The following is a 15181-nucleotide window of genomic DNA, read 5'->3' on the forward strand; positions in this document are numbered from 1 at the left end:
CTCAGTGCGGCGCCCGGACCACGGTGATCGGACAGTCGATGGCCGGCACCAGGGCATTCCCGGTGGAGCCCAACAGCATTCCGGTGAACCCGCCGCGACCGTGACTACCGATCACGACGAGCTGCGCGATTTCGGACGCGTCGAGCAGGGCCTCGGCGGGCCGGTCGTGCACCAGCCGGCGTTCCACGCTGACGTCGGGGTAACGCTCGGTCCAGCCCGCCATGCTCTCGGCGAACACCGTGGCCTCCGCGGCCTCGACCTGATCCAGATGCGCCCCGGTCGGGTCACCGCCGCTCACGTCGGTCCAAGCATGCAGGGCGATGAGGTCGACCTTGCGATGCGAGGCCTGCTCGAACGCGTACTCAAGGGCCGGCATCGCGGTCGGGCCGCCGTCGACACCGACCAGGATCGGGAGCCGGTTCGATGCCGGATCAGTCGCGGTGGCGTCGCGCACCACGGTGATCGGGCAGTGCCCCTGCCGGACCAGGGTCGCGCTCACCGAACCGAGCAGGCTCGCGCGGAACGCTCCGAGGCCGCGGCTGCCGAGCACAACCGCGCGGGCGTGGCGGGATCGCTCCAGCAGGTACGGAATGATCGGGGTCATGGTGACATGGGTGTCGATCGTGATCGGTTCCACCCCCACGGCCTCCTTCGCGATCCGGGTGGCCTCCACGAGGATCCGCTCGGCGTCCCGCAACACCCACGGGTCGTCGTCGGGCACCATGGACGCACCCGGTCCCCAATTGGACGGTGTGCCCACCGAAATGACGAGTTGCAACGGCCAACGGTGCAGCGCCGCGTCGACCGCGGCCCAGGCGGCGGCGCGGTAGGACGTCGCCGAGCCGTCGACCGCGGCGACGACAGGAGGTGCGGCGTCAGCGATCCGCGCGGAAGTGTTGTCGGTCATGATGTTTCTCCTGTTCACGGGGGAAATCTGTTATCGGTCCTGTTCGATCGGGCCGTTGATCGCACGCCATTCCTGGCTCCACACCTGGTCCTCGCGACGGTCGATCAGGCGCCGGATCGACCAATCGGCGCCGAGCAGCACCAGCCAGGCGCCGAGCAGCACTCCGGCGCCCGCGGCCGCACCCTGGTACCCGGCGGACGAGGTGGGCACCGGAGGCGTGGTCGGACGCCCGTCGGGGCCCAGCCACACCGTCACGGCGTCGGAAGGGACAACACGCGGCGGCACGTCCACAGTCGCTTGGGAGAGCCGGCCGTCCTGCGGCCACTGGACCTCGGCGCGATACTGCTGCCCGAGCCGGTCGAACCGATCGAGCGTGTTCCGTAGCTGCGGCAGGCCGACCACGGTCGCTTCGACCGGCGACTTCTCGGCGTCCGCGGCACGCACCGCCGCGACCGCGTGCCCGTACTCCACGGTCCCGATCGCGCCGGCGACCGGGACCACGGCGGCCATGAGCGCCGCGGCCAGCATGTCGACCGAGGATCGGGCCCGGTCCGCGGGGCGCATCAACGGATTCCGGCGCATCGGGTGCAGCCGCCACAGCCGCTGGGGTGCCGACCACGATCCGGTCGTCGGCAGGGTGTCTCGAATCATCGCGAATCGCCTGTCGGAGTGTGGTTGTCAGAGTTCGGAGACGACGTCGTCGAGTGGGCGGCGCGGTGTCTCGGGCAGCGCCTCGGCACTGGTCGCCGCATATCCGACGCGGATGATCAGCTGCGGGAAACCGCTGTCGTGCAGCAGGTCCGAGCGGATCGCCGCCCGGGTGGCGGGCACCTCCAGCGGCTCGCTCAGCGGGCAGGTGGCCAGCCCTCGCGAGGTGGCCGCGAGCAGGATCGCGCTGGCGGCCTCACCGGCCTGCAGTTGCGACCGGCGGTCGTCGGCGGAGGTACTGATCAGCATCATCCGTTCCGCCACCTCGAGGTCGGTGGTCACCGCCTCCCGGGCCATCGGGTCGGAGAACGGACGCACGGTCGCGCCGGTGGAGACGACTGCACTGTGCGCCGGAACTCCGTACGCGGCCGCATGCCGGCCACTCCAGTGCGCCAGCTCGATGCGGTAGGCGTCGTCGTCCCCGTGCTGCCGGGCGGCTATGTCGAAGGCCCGCAGCAACCGCACCTCCTCTTCGCCGGGCTCCACTGCGCGGACCAGCGCGCCGTAGCCGGTACCGGCCTCGACCATCGCCGCGACGAAGCGGGACGGAACCTCCCAGGAGGTGTAGCGGCGCCGATCGCTGCGGCGCTGCCCTATGGCCTGCGCCAGCCGGATCGTCTGCTCGTCGGGGTCCGTAGGCCGGAATTCGACGGCGGCCAGATGGTCCGGATTCGCTGGGTCGGGCAGCCGGTGGATCGCGGTGCGCCAGCCGGACGCGGCCGCGGCGACGCGCAGATGATGCAGTGCCGCACCGCAACTGATAATCATGTCGCGCCCGTCAGGATCAGTGTTCGGCAGCTGCCACCGAGGATCCACGTAGAGCTGAACCGTCCGTTCGCCGACGCGCCACAGCCAGGGCTGGCTGTTGTGTACCGACGGCGCTCGCACCGCCAGGGCGATCATCGCTCGAACGGTTCCGGGATCGGGCATGTTGTGCGCCATGGTCGGACTCTCCTTCGCCGTGCGGTGAGCACAGGGTGGTTCTCGGTCGGTCCAAGCGTCGCGCTGACGGTGGGTCCGCCCCCAGAGCCGAAAGACCCTCCTGGACGGTCCGATAGTCGGCACCCGCACCCGGCAGGTCGGGACTTCGGGCCCATAAACCGGCGACCATCGGCGGCATCTCGCAACTCGCCCGCGGGCGTACGGTCGTCCTGAGGCATCCCACAGGTTCCCCGACAGCCGAGGAGACAGCCGATGACCGAAATCCTGGCCGCGCCGCAGCTCAACGAGCCCGCCCTGAGCGATCTGGATGCGTGGTGGCGGGCGGCGAACTACCTGTCCGCCGGACAGATCTACCTGCTCGACAATCCGCTGCTCACCGAACCGCTGGCTCCCGAGCACATCAAACCCCGGCTCATCGGGCACTGGGGCAGCGTCCCCGGCATCACACTGACCTACGCCCACCTCAACCGGATGATCCGCAGCCGGGCCCAGCGCACCCTGTTCGTCCTCGGACCGGGCCACGGCGCCGCCGGGCTCAACGCCGCGGCCTGGCTGGAGGGCACCTACTCCGAGCACCACCCGCAGGTCGGCCAGGACGTCGCCGGGATGCGAGAGTTGTTCCGGCAGTTCTCCTTTCCCGGCGGCGTACCCAGTCACGCCTCCCCGCACCTGCCCGGCTCGATCCACGAGGGCGGCGAACTGGGTTACTCGCTCGCCCACGCCACCGGCGCGGCCCTGGACAACCCGGATCTGCTGGTGGCCTGCGTGATCGGTGACGGGGAGGCCGAAACCGGACCGCTGGCCACCAGCTGGCACGCGCCCTCGTTCCTCGACCCCGCGACCGACGGCATCGTCCTGCCGATCCTGCACCTCAACGGCTACAAGATCGCCAATCCCACACTGCTGTCCCGCATCCCACGATCCGACCTGGACTCGCTACTCAGCGGGCACGGCTGGTGGCCGTTGCACGTCGAGGGTTCCGATCCGACCGCCGTGCACGAGCAGTTCGCCACCGTCCTCGATATCGCTATGGACCGGATCGCCGAGATCCGCACCGCGGCCCGCCGCGGCGTGTCGACCCCCGCGCTGCGGCTGCCGGCGATCGTGCTGGCAACGCCGAAGGGCTGGACCGGTCCCCGGTCGGTCGACGGGGTCCGGGTCGAGGGCACATTCCGCGCCCACCAGGTGCCGCTCGGCGGGGTCCGGGAGGACCCGGGCCATCTGGCACTGCTGGAGCAGTGGCTGCTGTCGTATCACCCGGGTGAGCTGTTCGGGCCCGACGGTGCGCCGGTAGCACGCTTGCGGGAGCAAGCTCCGGTCGGTGACCTGCGGATGAGCGCCGCCCCGATCGCCCACGGCCGCGAGCAGATCGACCTGCGGCTGCCGGCCGTGTCCGATTATGCGCTGCCAGTCGACGTGCCTGCGTCCTCGACCGGGGAAGCCACCCAGGTACTCGGTACCTACCTGCGCGACACCCTGGTCGCCAATCCCGCGAACATGCTGTTCTTCTCCCCCGACGAGCACCGCTCGAACCGGCTGGACGCGGTCCTGGAAGTGACCGGCCGGCGCTGGCGGGAGGCCACGGTCGACGGCGACGATCGGCTCTCACCGACCGGTCGGGTGTTCGAGGTGCTGTCGGAGCATCTGTGCCAGGGCTGGCTGGAGGGCTATCTGCTGACCGGCCGGCACGGGCTGTTCTCGAGTTACGAAGCGTTCACCCACATCGTGGACTCGATGGTCGTCCAGCACGCGAAATGGCTGGTCGCGGCAGCTGAATTCCCTTGGCGGGAAACGATTCCGAGCCTGAACTACCTCATCACCTCCCACGTGTGGCGCCAGGACCACAACGGCGCCTCTCATCAAGACCCCGGCTTCATCGACCACGTGCTCAGCAAACGACCCGAAGTGGCACGCGTCTACCTGCCCCCGGACGCCAACTGCCTGCTGCACGTGATGGACCACTGCCTGCGCGGCCGCGGCCGCGTCAATGTCGTCGTCGCCGGGAAGCAACCGGCCCTGCAATACCTCGACGACGACCGGGCCCGCGACCACGTCGCCCGCGGTCTGGGCGTCTGGAGCTGGGCCGGAACCGGTGACACGGCCCCCGACATCGTGCTCGCCTGCGCCGGCGACGTACCCACCCAGGAGACCCTGGCCGCGGCGGCCCTGCTACGCGAGCTGGTCCCCGGCCTGCACGTGCGCGTGGTGAACGTCGTCGACCTGACTCGCCTGTTCTCGCCGGACCGGCATCCGCATGGAATTCCCGACAGCGACTACGCGGCGATGTTCGGCCCGAGCCCGGTGCTGTTCGCGTTCCACGGCTATCCGTGGCTGATCCACCAGCTCACCTACCGGCGCCCCTACCACCACATGCTGCACGTGCGGGGCTTCCGGGACAACGGCACCACCACCACGCCGTTCGACATGTGCGCCCTCAACGGCATCGACCGTTATCAGCTCGCCATGGCGGCCGTCGAACTGGTGCCCCGGCTCACCGGCCGGGCCGCTCCCCTGCTGGCGACACTCGCCGAACGGCTCGACACAGCACTGGCCTACACCCGCCGGACCGGCGAGGACCTGCCCGAGATCACCGGCTGGACCTGGCCCGGCCCCGCCGAACCCTGACCACACGGTCGCGCGCTCGTGCGCGATCCAGACGAAGGAGCCGTCGTGCGAACCGAATACCCGGTTACCGTCTGCGAATCCGGTCCCCACGCCGCGCTGCGGATCTCGCGCCCGGTGCGCGGCGACCGGCTCGGCCTCGACATCGCGTGCGGGATGCGCGAACTGGAGGCGCTGATCCAGGAATCGGGGCTGACTGCCCGCGGGCCGGCCACCACGACGGCGGGTGAACACATCCCACATACCGGCGCGGAGATGGTCCAGTTCGATGTGCCGCTCGAACTGGCACCCCGGCTGGGACCTCGAACCGCCGCCGAGGTCGTCGTCGTTCCGGGCACCCTGGTCGCGCGTACGGTGCACCGGGGCGGCTACCACGGACTGGGTGCCGCCTACCGGGCGCTGTGGGAATGGCTGCGGGACTCCGGTTTCCACCCGGTGGGTCCGCCGGTCCAGGCGTATCTCGTCGGCCCCGACGAGGTGGTCGATCCCACCCAGCTGCTCACCGAGATCCGGCTGCCGGTCGAGCGGGTGCGCGCACTGCGGGTCCTGGCGCCCGGCCCCCACGACCGAGTCGTGGCGGCGACCGAAACGGCGCTGCGCCGCCAGGGTTTCCGGATCCTGGCGCGAACCGAGCTCGACGGCCTACGGGCGCCCGGCAGCGAACGCCGAACGTTGCTGACCGCCTGTCATTCCCGGCTCGCCGACCGGACATCCGACACCGGTCCGAAGGCGCCGTCCCCGGTCCTACCGTGCCTTCTCGTCCTCCGGGAGAGCCCGTCGGGCGGCACGGAGGTCGCCGCGGCGGACCCCGGCGACTCGATCGCCGATGTAGTCGACGCTGATCTCACGGCATATGCCGAATACGCGCATCACCTGCTGGCCGCCGCCCTCGCCGAGGTGTCGGCCGAATATCGGACCGCCGCAGGCGTGGACGCCGATCGACCCTTCCCGTCCCCTGCGCCCTCGTAACCCGCCGCAACCCCGCAATCGAAACCCCTTGCAGCAGAACCCCAGTCGGTTCGGCGGTGGCCGCCAGTCGTTCTGCTCGTTTTCGTCCTGATCGCAGCGTCGGCCGGTCCCACTGCCGGCCGAACTCGTGGTGCTCGCCGCGAGGATCGCGGGCCCTGTCGGGCTACGACCACGCCTGTAAGAGGATCGTCTTCGCTGCCTTGTCCGATGCGGCCCAGCGGGCGATCGGATCCGGTGCGAGAACGGGCCACAGGACCCCCACACAGGTGACCGAGGACCCACTCGAGCGGGAGGCCCGGACGAGCACGCTCTAACCACGACCCGCGCCACCCCGCGCGGTCGACCGAGCCAGGAGAAGATCATGCCGCCCCTCATCGACATCCGGGACCTGCACAAGAATTTCGGTCGTGTCCACGCGCTCGACGGCCTCGACCTCACCGTCGGCGCGGGCGAGATCCATGGCTTCCTCGGACCGAACGGCGCCGGCAAGTCGACGACCCTGCGCATCCTGCTGGGCCTGGTCCGCGCGAGCTCGGGGACCGTGCGGCTGTTCGGTGCCGACCCGTGGACCGACGCGGTGCGGCTGCATCGCCGAATCGGTTACGTCCCAGGCGATGTCGCGCTGTGGTCCACGCTCACCGGCGGCGAGACCATCGACCTGCTGGCCCGCATGCGCGGCGGCGTCGACGAGCGCCGCCGGGCCGAGCTGATCGAGCGCTTCGAACTGGACCCACACAAGAAGGTGCGCTCGTACTCGAAGGGGAACCGGCAGAAGGTCGCGCTCATCGCGGGCCTGGCCACGCGCGCCGAACTGCTGCTCCTGGACGAACCCACCGCCGGCCTGGATCCGTTGATGGAACAGAACTTCCGCGCCTGCGTGCGGGAGGCGTCCCGGGCGGGCACCGCCGTCCTGCTGTCCAGCCACATCCTGTCCGAGGTCGAGGCACTGTGCGAGAGCGTGACCATCATCCGCGCCGGCCGCACCGTCGACAGCGGACGCATCGAGCAGATGCGGCACCTGTCGCGCACCACCATCACCGCCGAGATGATCGGTGACCCAGGTGATCTCAGCGTCCTGCCGGGTGTCGACAATGTCGAATTCGACGGCAGCACCCTGCGCTGCCAGGTCGACAGCGCGCACCTGGGCACACTCGTCCGCCGACTCGGCGACGCCGGCCTGCGCAATCTGGTCAGCGCACCGCCCACCCTGGAAGACCTGTTCCTGCGCCACTATCGCGCCACCGGCGACGGGACCGGGCGGGTGGCGGCATGATCACCGCGGCACCGGCCCGGCCGGTACATTCCCTCTCACTCCCGCGTCCGCGGTTCGACGAGTTCACCGGCGTCGCACGCACTTCGCGGCTGATCCTGCGCCGCGATCGCGTCATCCTGCCGCTGTGGGTGACGACCTTCGCGATCCTGTTGCCGATCACCTATGCCGGCAGTATCCGCGCCGTCTACCGCACCGACGCCGACCTGGCCTCGTTCGCGCTGGCCACCAACGCCAACCATGCCGAAGTCGCGCTCTACGGCCCGGTCTATCTGGCCACCCTGGGCGCGGTCACCATCTGGAAGGCCCAGATCCTCAACGCGATTCTGGCTGTCGCCGTGGTGCTCACCGTCATCCGTCACACCCGCACGGAAGAGGAAGCCGGCCGGTCCGAACTGCTCGGGGCGGGCACGATCGGGCGGTACGCGGGCCTCACCTCGGCGGTTCTCGTCGCGTCGGCGGCGTCGGTACTGTCCGGTCTGGGTTTCACCGTCCTGCTGCGTGGCTACGACCTGCCGGCGGCCGGATCCGTCGCGTTCGGGCTCGGCCTGGCGTCGACCGGGATCCTCTTCGCCGCGGTCGCCGCGGTCTGCGCTCAGCTCAGTGCCAGTGCGCGGACCGCCCGGGGGCTGGCACTCGGCGTGGTCGGCGCGGCGTTCGCCGTGCGCGCGGTGGGCGATCTCGGCAGCGGCACCCTGTCCTGGTTCTCGCCGTTGGGCTGGCCGATCCTGATGCGCCCCTATGCCGGTGAGCGGTGGTGGGTGCCGATCCTGCCGCTGGCCGCCACCGTCGCCGTGCTGGCGGTCGCGGCCGCCCTGGCCGCGCACCGCGATCTCGGTGGCGGCATGATCGCCGAGCGGGCCGGTGCCGCGCGCGCCGGTCGTACCGTGTCCGGGCCGTTCGGGCTGGCCTGGCACCTGCACCGGGTCGCGCTGATGGCGTGGATCGTCGGGCTGGCTCTGTACGGCGTGCTGTTCGGCAGCTCGGTGACCAGTGTCAGCGGCCAGATGGGCAGCAATGAGGGGTTCCAGAAGTACATCGAACGCCTGGGCGGCGCCGCGGCTCTCGACGATACGGTCGTCGGCCTCGCGCTGGGCATTCTGGCCATGATGATCTCCGGCTACGCGGTGTCGGCGGTGCTGCGGCTGCACACCGAGGAGACCGAACAGCGGGCCGAAGCCGTGCTCGCCGGGAGTATCGGTCGGATCCGCTGGGCCGCAACCCATCTGCTGTTCGCCTTCGGTGGCCCGGCGGTCGCGATGCTGGCGGCCGGGCTGACCGCTGGACTCACCTACGGTGCCGCGGTGCACGATTTCCATCGCACTGTGCCGGCATGCCTCGCCGGTGCGGCAGTGCAGCTGCCCGCGGTGTGGTTCACCGCCGCGGTGACCGTCGCGTTGGTCGGCGCGGCGCCCCGGATCGCATCGGCCGCCTGGGCGGTCTATACCGGCTTCCTGCTGGTGTACATCCTGGGCGCGACGACCTGGTTCCCGCGCTGGGCGCGCGATCTCGAGCCGTTCGGCCGACTGCCGAAGCTGCCCGGCGGGCATTTCACCGCGACCGCGGTGGCGTGGGAGCTCGGCCTGGCCGCGGTCCTCACCGGTGCCGGTCTGGTCGCGTTTCGGAGGCGCGACCTGGGCTGAGCCGAGCGTGCACCCGCAAGTTGGGGACTTTCGTCCATATACCCCGTCGCACACGCCGGGATATGTTGACCAGTGTCACAACGAGCGGATAGGACGCGCCCATGACCACGGTATTTCTGGTGGACGACCACGAGATCGTTCGTCGCGGGCTCACGGATCTGCTCAACAGCGACCCCGAGCTCACCGTCATCGGCGAGGCCGGCGATGTGGGCCAGGCGCTGGCCCGCATCCCGGCGCTGCGTCCCGATGTCGCGGTGCTGGATGTCCGTCTCCCCGACGGGAACGGCATCGAGCTGTGCCGAGAGCTGCTGTCCCACCACGACGGGCTGCGCTGCCTCATCCTGACCTCCTTCACCGACGAGCAGGCCATGCTCGACGCCATCCTGGCCGGGGCCAGCGGCTATGTCGTCAAGGACATCAAGGGCATGGAGCTGGCCTCCGCGATCAAGGAGGTGGGCGCCGGCCGGTCGCTGCTGGACAATCGCGCGGCCGCCGCCCTGATGGACCGGTTGCGCCGCAGCACCGAACCCGACGGCCCGCTGGCCACCCTGACCGAGCAGGAGCGCAAGCTGCTCGACCTGCTCGGCGAGGGCCTGACCAACCGGCAGATCGCCGAACGGATGTTCCTGGCCGAGAAGACAGTGAAGAACTACGTGTCCCGGTTGCTGGCCAAGCTCGGCATGGAACGCCGGACACAAGCGGCGGTCCTCGCGTCCAAGCTGCACGACAAGGCCGCTCGGCCCGCCTGACTGCGTGGCGGGCACAGCCGCGCCGCCGTTCCTCCCAGTCCGCGCTTCGGGGCTTTTCTTCGGGATCGAGGGACGTTCGACCCTCGATCCCGCTGCCGGACCAGGCGCAGAATTCGGACTATGCATCAAACCCTGCTGCGACGAGCGACCCCGGTGAGCGGAACGGTCGTCCGCCAGCTCTTGCCCGGTCAGGCGGCCGCGATGACGAGCGAGCAGGTCCTCGCCGCCTTGGGTAGTCAGGACTCCGGGCTGAACGACACCGAGGTCGCTCGGCGACGAGCCGCGGTGGGCCCCAATGCGGTTCGCACGCACAAGGCGCGCTTGATCCTGGTCGTGCTGCGGCAGTTGAGATCTCCGCTGCTGCTCCTGCTCGCGGTGACGGCTACGGTCTCGTTCTTTCTCTCCGATCGCTCCGACGCGCTGATCATCGGGGTGATCCTGATCCTGTCGGTCGGATTGGGCGTGTTCAACGAGTACCGCGCCGAGCGCGCGGCCCAGGCGTTGCACGAACGAATCCGGCATCGGGCCACGGTGATTCGCGACGGGATGGCACGGACCGTGGACGTCACCGAGCTGGTGCCGGGCGATGTCGTGGAGCTGCGGGCCGGGGAACTCGTTCCCGCCGATATCCGGCTGCAGACCGCGACCGGCCTGCAGTGCGAGGAATCCATGCTCACCGGCGAATCCGAGCCTGCCGACAAGAACGCCGAAGCGGTCGCGCCCGATCTGTCGCTGGCCGAGCTGGACTGCTGCGTGATGATGGGGACCGTGGTCAACGCCGGCAGAGGCCGCGGCGTCGTCATCGCCACCGGCGCCGGCACCGAGTTCGGCCGGATCGCGGTAGGTCTGGGACATCGGTTGCCGGAGACGGAGTTCCAGATCGGGCTGCGGAAATTCTCGATGTTGCTGGTGTATGTCGCGGGCGCGCTGACGGCCGGCATCTTCGTGGTGAATGTGGTCTTGCATCGGCCGTTTCTGGACGCGCTGCTGTTCTCCCTCGCGATCGCCGTCGGTATCTCGCCTCAGCTGCTACCAGCGGTGGTGTCGACCAGTCTCGCGGACGGCTCCCACCGGCTGGCCCGAAAGAAGGTACTGGTCAAGCGGCTGGTCTGCATCGAGGATCTCGGTGACATCGAGGTGCTGTTCACCGACAAGACCGGCACCCTCACCGCCGGCCGGATCGAGTTCATGCGGGCGCTCGGCACCGCCGCGACGACCGCCGATCTCGTCCGGGTGCTCGGCATGGTGTGCACGGATGCCGTGGTGCAGGGCGATCGGATGGCCGGCGGTGACGCACTCGACACGGCGCTGTGGGAAGCACCCGGTGCGCCGCGCGACCTCGTGACCGGATATACCCGCGTCGCCACCTTGCCGTTCGACCACGACCGGCGCTTGGTATCGGTGCTCGTCGACACCCCCGACGGGCGCCGGATGGTCGTCACCAAGGGTGCGCCCGAAGCGATCCTGGCACGGTGCGCAGGCACCGATGAATCCGAGCGGGCACTGCCGGCGGCGGAGTTCGCCGCAGGGCACCGGGTGGTGGCGGTGGCCACCCGCCCGGCACCCGGTGCCACGACGGTGACGGCCGACGACGAAACGCAGCTCACGCTGTGTGGTCTGCTGGTGTTCCTCGACCCGCCGAAGGAATCAGCGCGCCATTCGCTCCAGCAGTTGGCCGACCTCGGCGTGACCGTGAAGGTCGTCACCGGTGACAATCCGGTGGTAGCCCAGCACGTCTGCGAAGAACTGGGCCTTCCCGCGGGAGCGGCGCTGACCGGACCCGACATCGACCGGCTCGACGACGACCAGCTCGCCGACGCTCTCCCGGGCACGACCGTCTTCGCCCGGGTCGATCCGGAACAGAAGGCCCGGATCGTGCGCGCACAACGCCGTGCCGGGCTCGATGTCGCCTTCCTCGGCGACGGCGTGAACGACGCGCTCGCCCTGCACTCCGCGGACGTGGGTATCTCGGTCGATTCGGCAACCGATGTCGCCAAGGACGCCGCCGATGTGGTGCTGCTCGAAAAGGATCTCCAGGTGCTGGCCGACGGCGTCGTGGCGGGCCGCCGGATCTTCGCCAACACGATGAAATACGTGCTGATGGGAACCTCGAGCAACTTCGGCAATATGTTCAGTGCCGCGGGCGCCTCGCTGTTCCTGCCGTTCCTGCCGATGTTGCCGTCGCAGATCCTGTTGAACAATCTGCTGTACGACACCAGCCAGCTGGCGATCCCGACCGACACCGTGGACAGCGAACAGGTGGCGCGCCCGGCCCGCTGGGATATCGGCTTCATTCGGCGCTTCATGCTGATCTTCGGGCCGATCAGCTCCATCTTCGACTTCCTCACCTTCGGGGTGATGCTGTGGGTGTTCCATTCCGGCGCGGTGTTGTTCCACACCGGGTGGTTCGTCGAATCGCTGTCGACGCAGACCTTGGTGCTGTTCGTCATTCGCACCCGCCGGTCCCCGTTCTTCCGTAGCCACCCCAGCGTGCCGCTGACGGTGGCGGTCCTCGGTGTGGTCGCGGTCGGCATGATCCTGCCCGCCACGCCGCTGGCTCGAAGTCTTGGCTTCAGCCCGTTGCCGGGAGGCTATTTCGTCGCACTCACGATGATGATCGCGACCTATCTCGCTCTCGCCGAGCTGTGCAAGCGATGGTTCTACCGGGGGCCGGCGGCCGTACCCCCGCAACGGGACCGCTCAGGCGGATATCGGGTCGAGCGTCGGGCCGCGCGCTTCAGTGTGAGTGGTGTGACCACTCGACCTCGGCCTGCCGGTCCCCGAGAACGCGAGGCGGATGCCCCGCAATCGGAGTACTTCGGCCCTGCCGGCGCCGGCCGTCGAGGAGTCCACTGAAGCCATGACCTCCGAGATCGACACTCAGGACCTCTTGTACGAGTTGATGTTCCGTGGTGAGGCGGAGCCGTTCGCGGTACTCCACGAGACCCACTCCGGGGTCGTCGTCCTCTACGGAGACCGCGCGTACAAGACCAAACGCCCGGTAGTCACCGACTTCCTCGATTTCGGTACCCCCGAACGCCGCGAACGCGCGATCGCCCGCGAGCTGGAGCTCAATCGCCGGCTCGCGCCGGATGTCTACCTCGGTGTCGGCCACTTCCAGCCTCCGGGCGGCGGACCCGCCGAGCCGGTTCTGGTGATGCGGCGGCTGCCCGACCAGGCCCGGCTGACCCGACTGCTGACCGATCCGATGGCGACGGACGCCGCGCTCGACGGGCTGGTCCGGCTGTTGGCCGAATTCCACGACACCGCCGCCCGGAGCGATCGGATCTCGGGGGCGGCGACGCTCGCCGCGGTCCGCGCCCGGTGGCGGTCGGTGCTGCACGGTCTGACCCGGCCACCGCTCGCACCGGACACCGTCGCGCGAGCCGAAGAGCTCGCCGACCGTTTCCTCGACGGGCGAGGGCCCCTGTTCGAGCAGCGCATCGCCGAAGGCCGGATCGTGGACGGGCACGGCGACCTGCGGGCCGGGGACATCTTCGTGGTTCCCGACGGCTTCCGGGTCATCGACTGTCTCGACTTCGACGACGAGTTGCGCCACGTCGACCGGATCGACGACATCGCCTTCCTCGCCATGGATCTCGAATTCGAAGGGGCCTCCTGGGCGGCTACCGAGCTGGCCCGCGACTATCGGACCCACACCGCCGACCCCGCCCCGATGTCGTTGTGGCACTTCTACATCGCCTACCGAGCCGCCGTCCGCGCGAAGGTGAACTGCCTACGCCACGCACAGGGAGACCCTCGAGCCGCGGATCACGCGGTGCGGCACGTGGAGATCGCGCTGGACCACCTGCAGTCGGCGACGATCCGAATCGCGCTGGTGGGCGGGCTTCCCGGCACCGGGAAGTCGACGATCGCCGCGGCGCTGGCCGAGGCAACGGGCGCGACGGTGCTGTCCACCGACCGCATCCGCGCCGAGCTTCGCGCCACCGGCGTAATCACCGGGGCCAGTGGAAACTTCGGCGAAGGCGCGTACACCCGCTCCGCCGTCGACCGGGTCTACCAGGAGCTGCTCGATCGAGCCCGCGAACACCTGGGGCAGGGCCGGTCGATCGTCCTCGACGCCACCTGGAGCGGTGCCTACCACCGGGAACAGGCCTTGCGTCTGGCAGCTGAAACGGCCACGGAACCGATCGAAATCCGCTGCGCCGCACCTACTTCGGTGACCTCCGCTCGTATCACAGCCCGGTCCGGAGGTGATTCCGAGGCGACGCCGGCCATCGCGTCGGCCCTCGCATCCGTGGCAGACCCGTGGCCCGCGGCCTCGGTCCTCGACACCACCCACCCGGTCGCCGACAATGTCGCCCGAGCCGTCACCCGATGGCAGCGTGCGCATCAGCCGGGGCCTGTGTCATGACCCGACACCCGGTTCACGCCGGGCGTTATGCCTCTCGAACTCGGGTCATAGGACCCTCGTTGCCGTCGACCAGAACCGGGATCGTGGCGGTATGAACCGTTCAGCCTCAGTCCCGCGCGCCGCCGCCATCGGTGTAGCCACCTTCATCGCCGGCCTGATCGTCGGTTACCCGATTCTCGCCCGCTCCGCAGTCCGTACCTGGGGATCCCGCGCCGACGAATGCCTGCGCGCGATGCCCGGAGACGACCTGATCACCGATCCCGATGTGATCACCACTCGCGCTGTCACCATAGCTGCGGCACCCGAGACGATCTGGCCCTGGCTCGTCCAGTTCGGGCCCGACCGCGGCGGAATCTACAGCTACGACTGGATCGATCGGTTGCTGGGAGTGCCAGTGCACAGCTCGATGTCGCTGCTGCCGCAGTTTGCGCACATATCGGTCGGCGACCTGCTGTCGATTACGCCGGGCGGTCCGAAGATGCGCGTCGCTGTAGTCGAACCGGCCCGGGCGCTGGTGTTCGAGTCCGAGGACGGAAACTGGGTGTGGTCGTTCGTGCTGTCGCCGATCGGTGACAGCACGCGGCTGGTCAGCCGGAACCGGATCACCGTGCCCAGCAACTCGATTCCGTCGCGCTTGTTGTACTGCTATCTCCTCGAGCCCGGCAGCCTGGTCATGGAGGCAAAGATGCTCCGGGGCATTCGTGATCGAGCCGAGCACACCGTGCTACCCGCCGGCGCGGAACCGAGTCCTCGGGCCACGGAACCGATCGTCGCTGGCATCTCCGGTCGAACCACGGCCGGGTCCGACGGCGTACTCCCGGCCGATGGCCACTGCGGCGGATCTACCTAGAGATCCACATGCCCGTTGACCACGTGACGTTGTCTTCAGGCGACCGGGTACATGCGTTCGGTGTGCTGGTGTCATGGAGGCCCATCCCCTTCCGGACACACCTGGCCGGGCCGACGCCACGCCGTAGCAACTCGTGGCACGGTGGA

General features: G+C 69.4%; 11 protein-coding genes. 8 read left to right on the forward strand and 3 right to left on the reverse strand.

Translation table 11 applies throughout. The features are described 5' to 3' along the window. Position 1: 1 nt before the first annotated feature. Genes EBN03_RS10675 through EBN03_RS10685 form a run of 3 tightly spaced genes read right to left on the reverse strand, consistent with a single transcriptional unit; the run spans position 2 to position 2557 of the window. A complete protein-coding gene (locus tag EBN03_RS10675; protein ID WP_122187762.1) occupies positions 2–907 on the reverse strand; it encodes a universal stress protein in 906 nt (301 codons plus the stop codon). Positions 908–937: 30 nt separating this feature from the next. Then, positions 938–1558: an Rv1733c family protein gene (locus tag EBN03_RS10680; protein ID WP_122187763.1), complete on the reverse strand. Its 621-nt coding sequence runs from the start codon at positions 1556–1558 to the stop codon at positions 938–940. A 27-nt stretch (positions 1559–1585) separates the two neighbouring features. Next, positions 1586–2557, reverse strand: a complete 972-nt coding sequence (locus tag EBN03_RS10685; protein WP_122187764.1) for an Acg family FMN-binding oxidoreductase — start codon at positions 2555–2557, stop codon at positions 1586–1588. A gap of 252 nt (positions 2558–2809) precedes the next feature. On the opposite strand from EBN03_RS10685, the gene EBN03_RS10690 reads away from it, so the two are divergent. From EBN03_RS10690 to EBN03_RS10725, 8 genes are all read left to right on the forward strand, one after another. Next, positions 2810–5182, forward strand: coding sequence for a phosphoketolase family protein (locus EBN03_RS10690; protein WP_122187765.1), 2373 nt, complete (start codon positions 2810–2812; stop codon positions 5180–5182). A gap of 45 nt (positions 5183–5227) precedes the next feature. Beyond that, a complete protein-coding gene (locus EBN03_RS10695; protein WP_147471520.1) occupies positions 5228–6148 on the forward strand; it encodes a GyrI-like domain-containing protein in 921 nt (306 codons plus the stop codon). A gap of 361 nt (positions 6149–6509) precedes the next feature. Further along, positions 6510–7421 (forward strand): ABC transporter ATP-binding protein, encoded by a 912-nt coding sequence (locus EBN03_RS10700; RefSeq protein ID WP_122187767.1) that lies wholly within the window; start codon positions 6510–6512, stop codon positions 7419–7421. Continuing rightward, positions 7418–9061, forward strand: a complete 1644-nt coding sequence (locus tag EBN03_RS10705) for an ABC transporter permease (RefSeq protein WP_122187768.1) — start codon at positions 7418–7420, stop codon at positions 9059–9061. Before EBN03_RS10700 ends, EBN03_RS10705 begins: the two co-directional genes overlap by 4 nt. A 101-nt stretch (positions 9062–9162) precedes the next feature. After that, a complete protein-coding gene (locus EBN03_RS10710; RefSeq protein WP_122187769.1) occupies positions 9163–9810 on the forward strand; it encodes a response regulator in 648 nt (215 codons plus the stop codon). A gap of 120 nt (positions 9811–9930) precedes the next feature. Next, positions 9931–12666, forward strand: a complete 2736-nt coding sequence (mgtA, locus tag EBN03_RS10715; RefSeq protein ID WP_122187770.1) for a magnesium-translocating P-type ATPase — start codon at positions 9931–9933, stop codon at positions 12664–12666. Positions 12667–12670: 4 nt separating this feature from the next. After that, the gene (locus tag EBN03_RS10720) at positions 12671–14185 is read left to right on the forward strand and encodes a bifunctional aminoglycoside phosphotransferase/ATP-binding protein (protein WP_233608297.1); all 1515 of its coding nucleotides are present in this window, start codon (positions 12671–12673) and stop codon (positions 14183–14185) included. Beyond that, the gene (locus EBN03_RS10725; protein WP_199742717.1) at positions 14157–15035 is read left to right on the forward strand and encodes an SRPBCC family protein; all 879 of its coding nucleotides are present in this window, start codon (positions 14157–14159) and stop codon (positions 15033–15035) included. The genes EBN03_RS10720 and EBN03_RS10725 overlap by 29 nt, the downstream gene beginning before the upstream one ends. Positions 15036–15181: the final 146 nt, after the last annotated feature.

Origin of the sequence: Nocardia stercoris, from assembly GCF_003696265.1 — a bacterium.
Taxonomy (GTDB): Bacteria; Actinomycetota; Actinomycetes; order Mycobacteriales; family Mycobacteriaceae; genus Nocardia; species Nocardia stercoris.

What these genes read in the sequence shown, in the direction of transcription:
- EBN03_RS10675 (WP_122187762.1), bottom strand. Translation starts at nt 907, where the DNA reads ATGACCGACAACACTTCCGCGCGGATCGCTGACGCCGCACCTCCTGTC.
- EBN03_RS10700 (WP_122187767.1), top strand. Translation starts at nt 6,510, where the DNA reads ATGCCGCCCCTCATCGACATCCGGGACCTGCACAAGAATTTCGGTCGT.
- EBN03_RS10680 (WP_122187763.1), bottom strand. Translation starts at nt 1,558, where the DNA reads ATGATTCGAGACACCCTGCCGACGACCGGATCGTGGTCGGCACCCCAG.
- EBN03_RS10710 (WP_122187769.1), top strand. Translation starts at nt 9,163, where the DNA reads ATGACCACGGTATTTCTGGTGGACGACCACGAGATCGTTCGTCGCGGG.
- EBN03_RS10685 (WP_122187764.1), bottom strand. Translation starts at nt 2,557, where the DNA reads ATGGCGCACAACATGCCCGATCCCGGAACCGTTCGAGCGATGATCGCC.
- EBN03_RS10720 (WP_233608297.1), top strand. Translation starts at nt 12,671, where the DNA reads ATGACCTCCGAGATCGACACTCAGGACCTCTTGTACGAGTTGATGTTC.
- mgtA (WP_122187770.1), top strand. Translation starts at nt 9,931, where the DNA reads ATGCATCAAACCCTGCTGCGACGAGCGACCCCGGTGAGCGGAACGGTC.
- EBN03_RS10690 (WP_122187765.1), top strand. Translation starts at nt 2,810, where the DNA reads ATGACCGAAATCCTGGCCGCGCCGCAGCTCAACGAGCCCGCCCTGAGC.
- EBN03_RS10705 (WP_122187768.1), top strand. Translation starts at nt 7,418, where the DNA reads ATGATCACCGCGGCACCGGCCCGGCCGGTACATTCCCTCTCACTCCCG.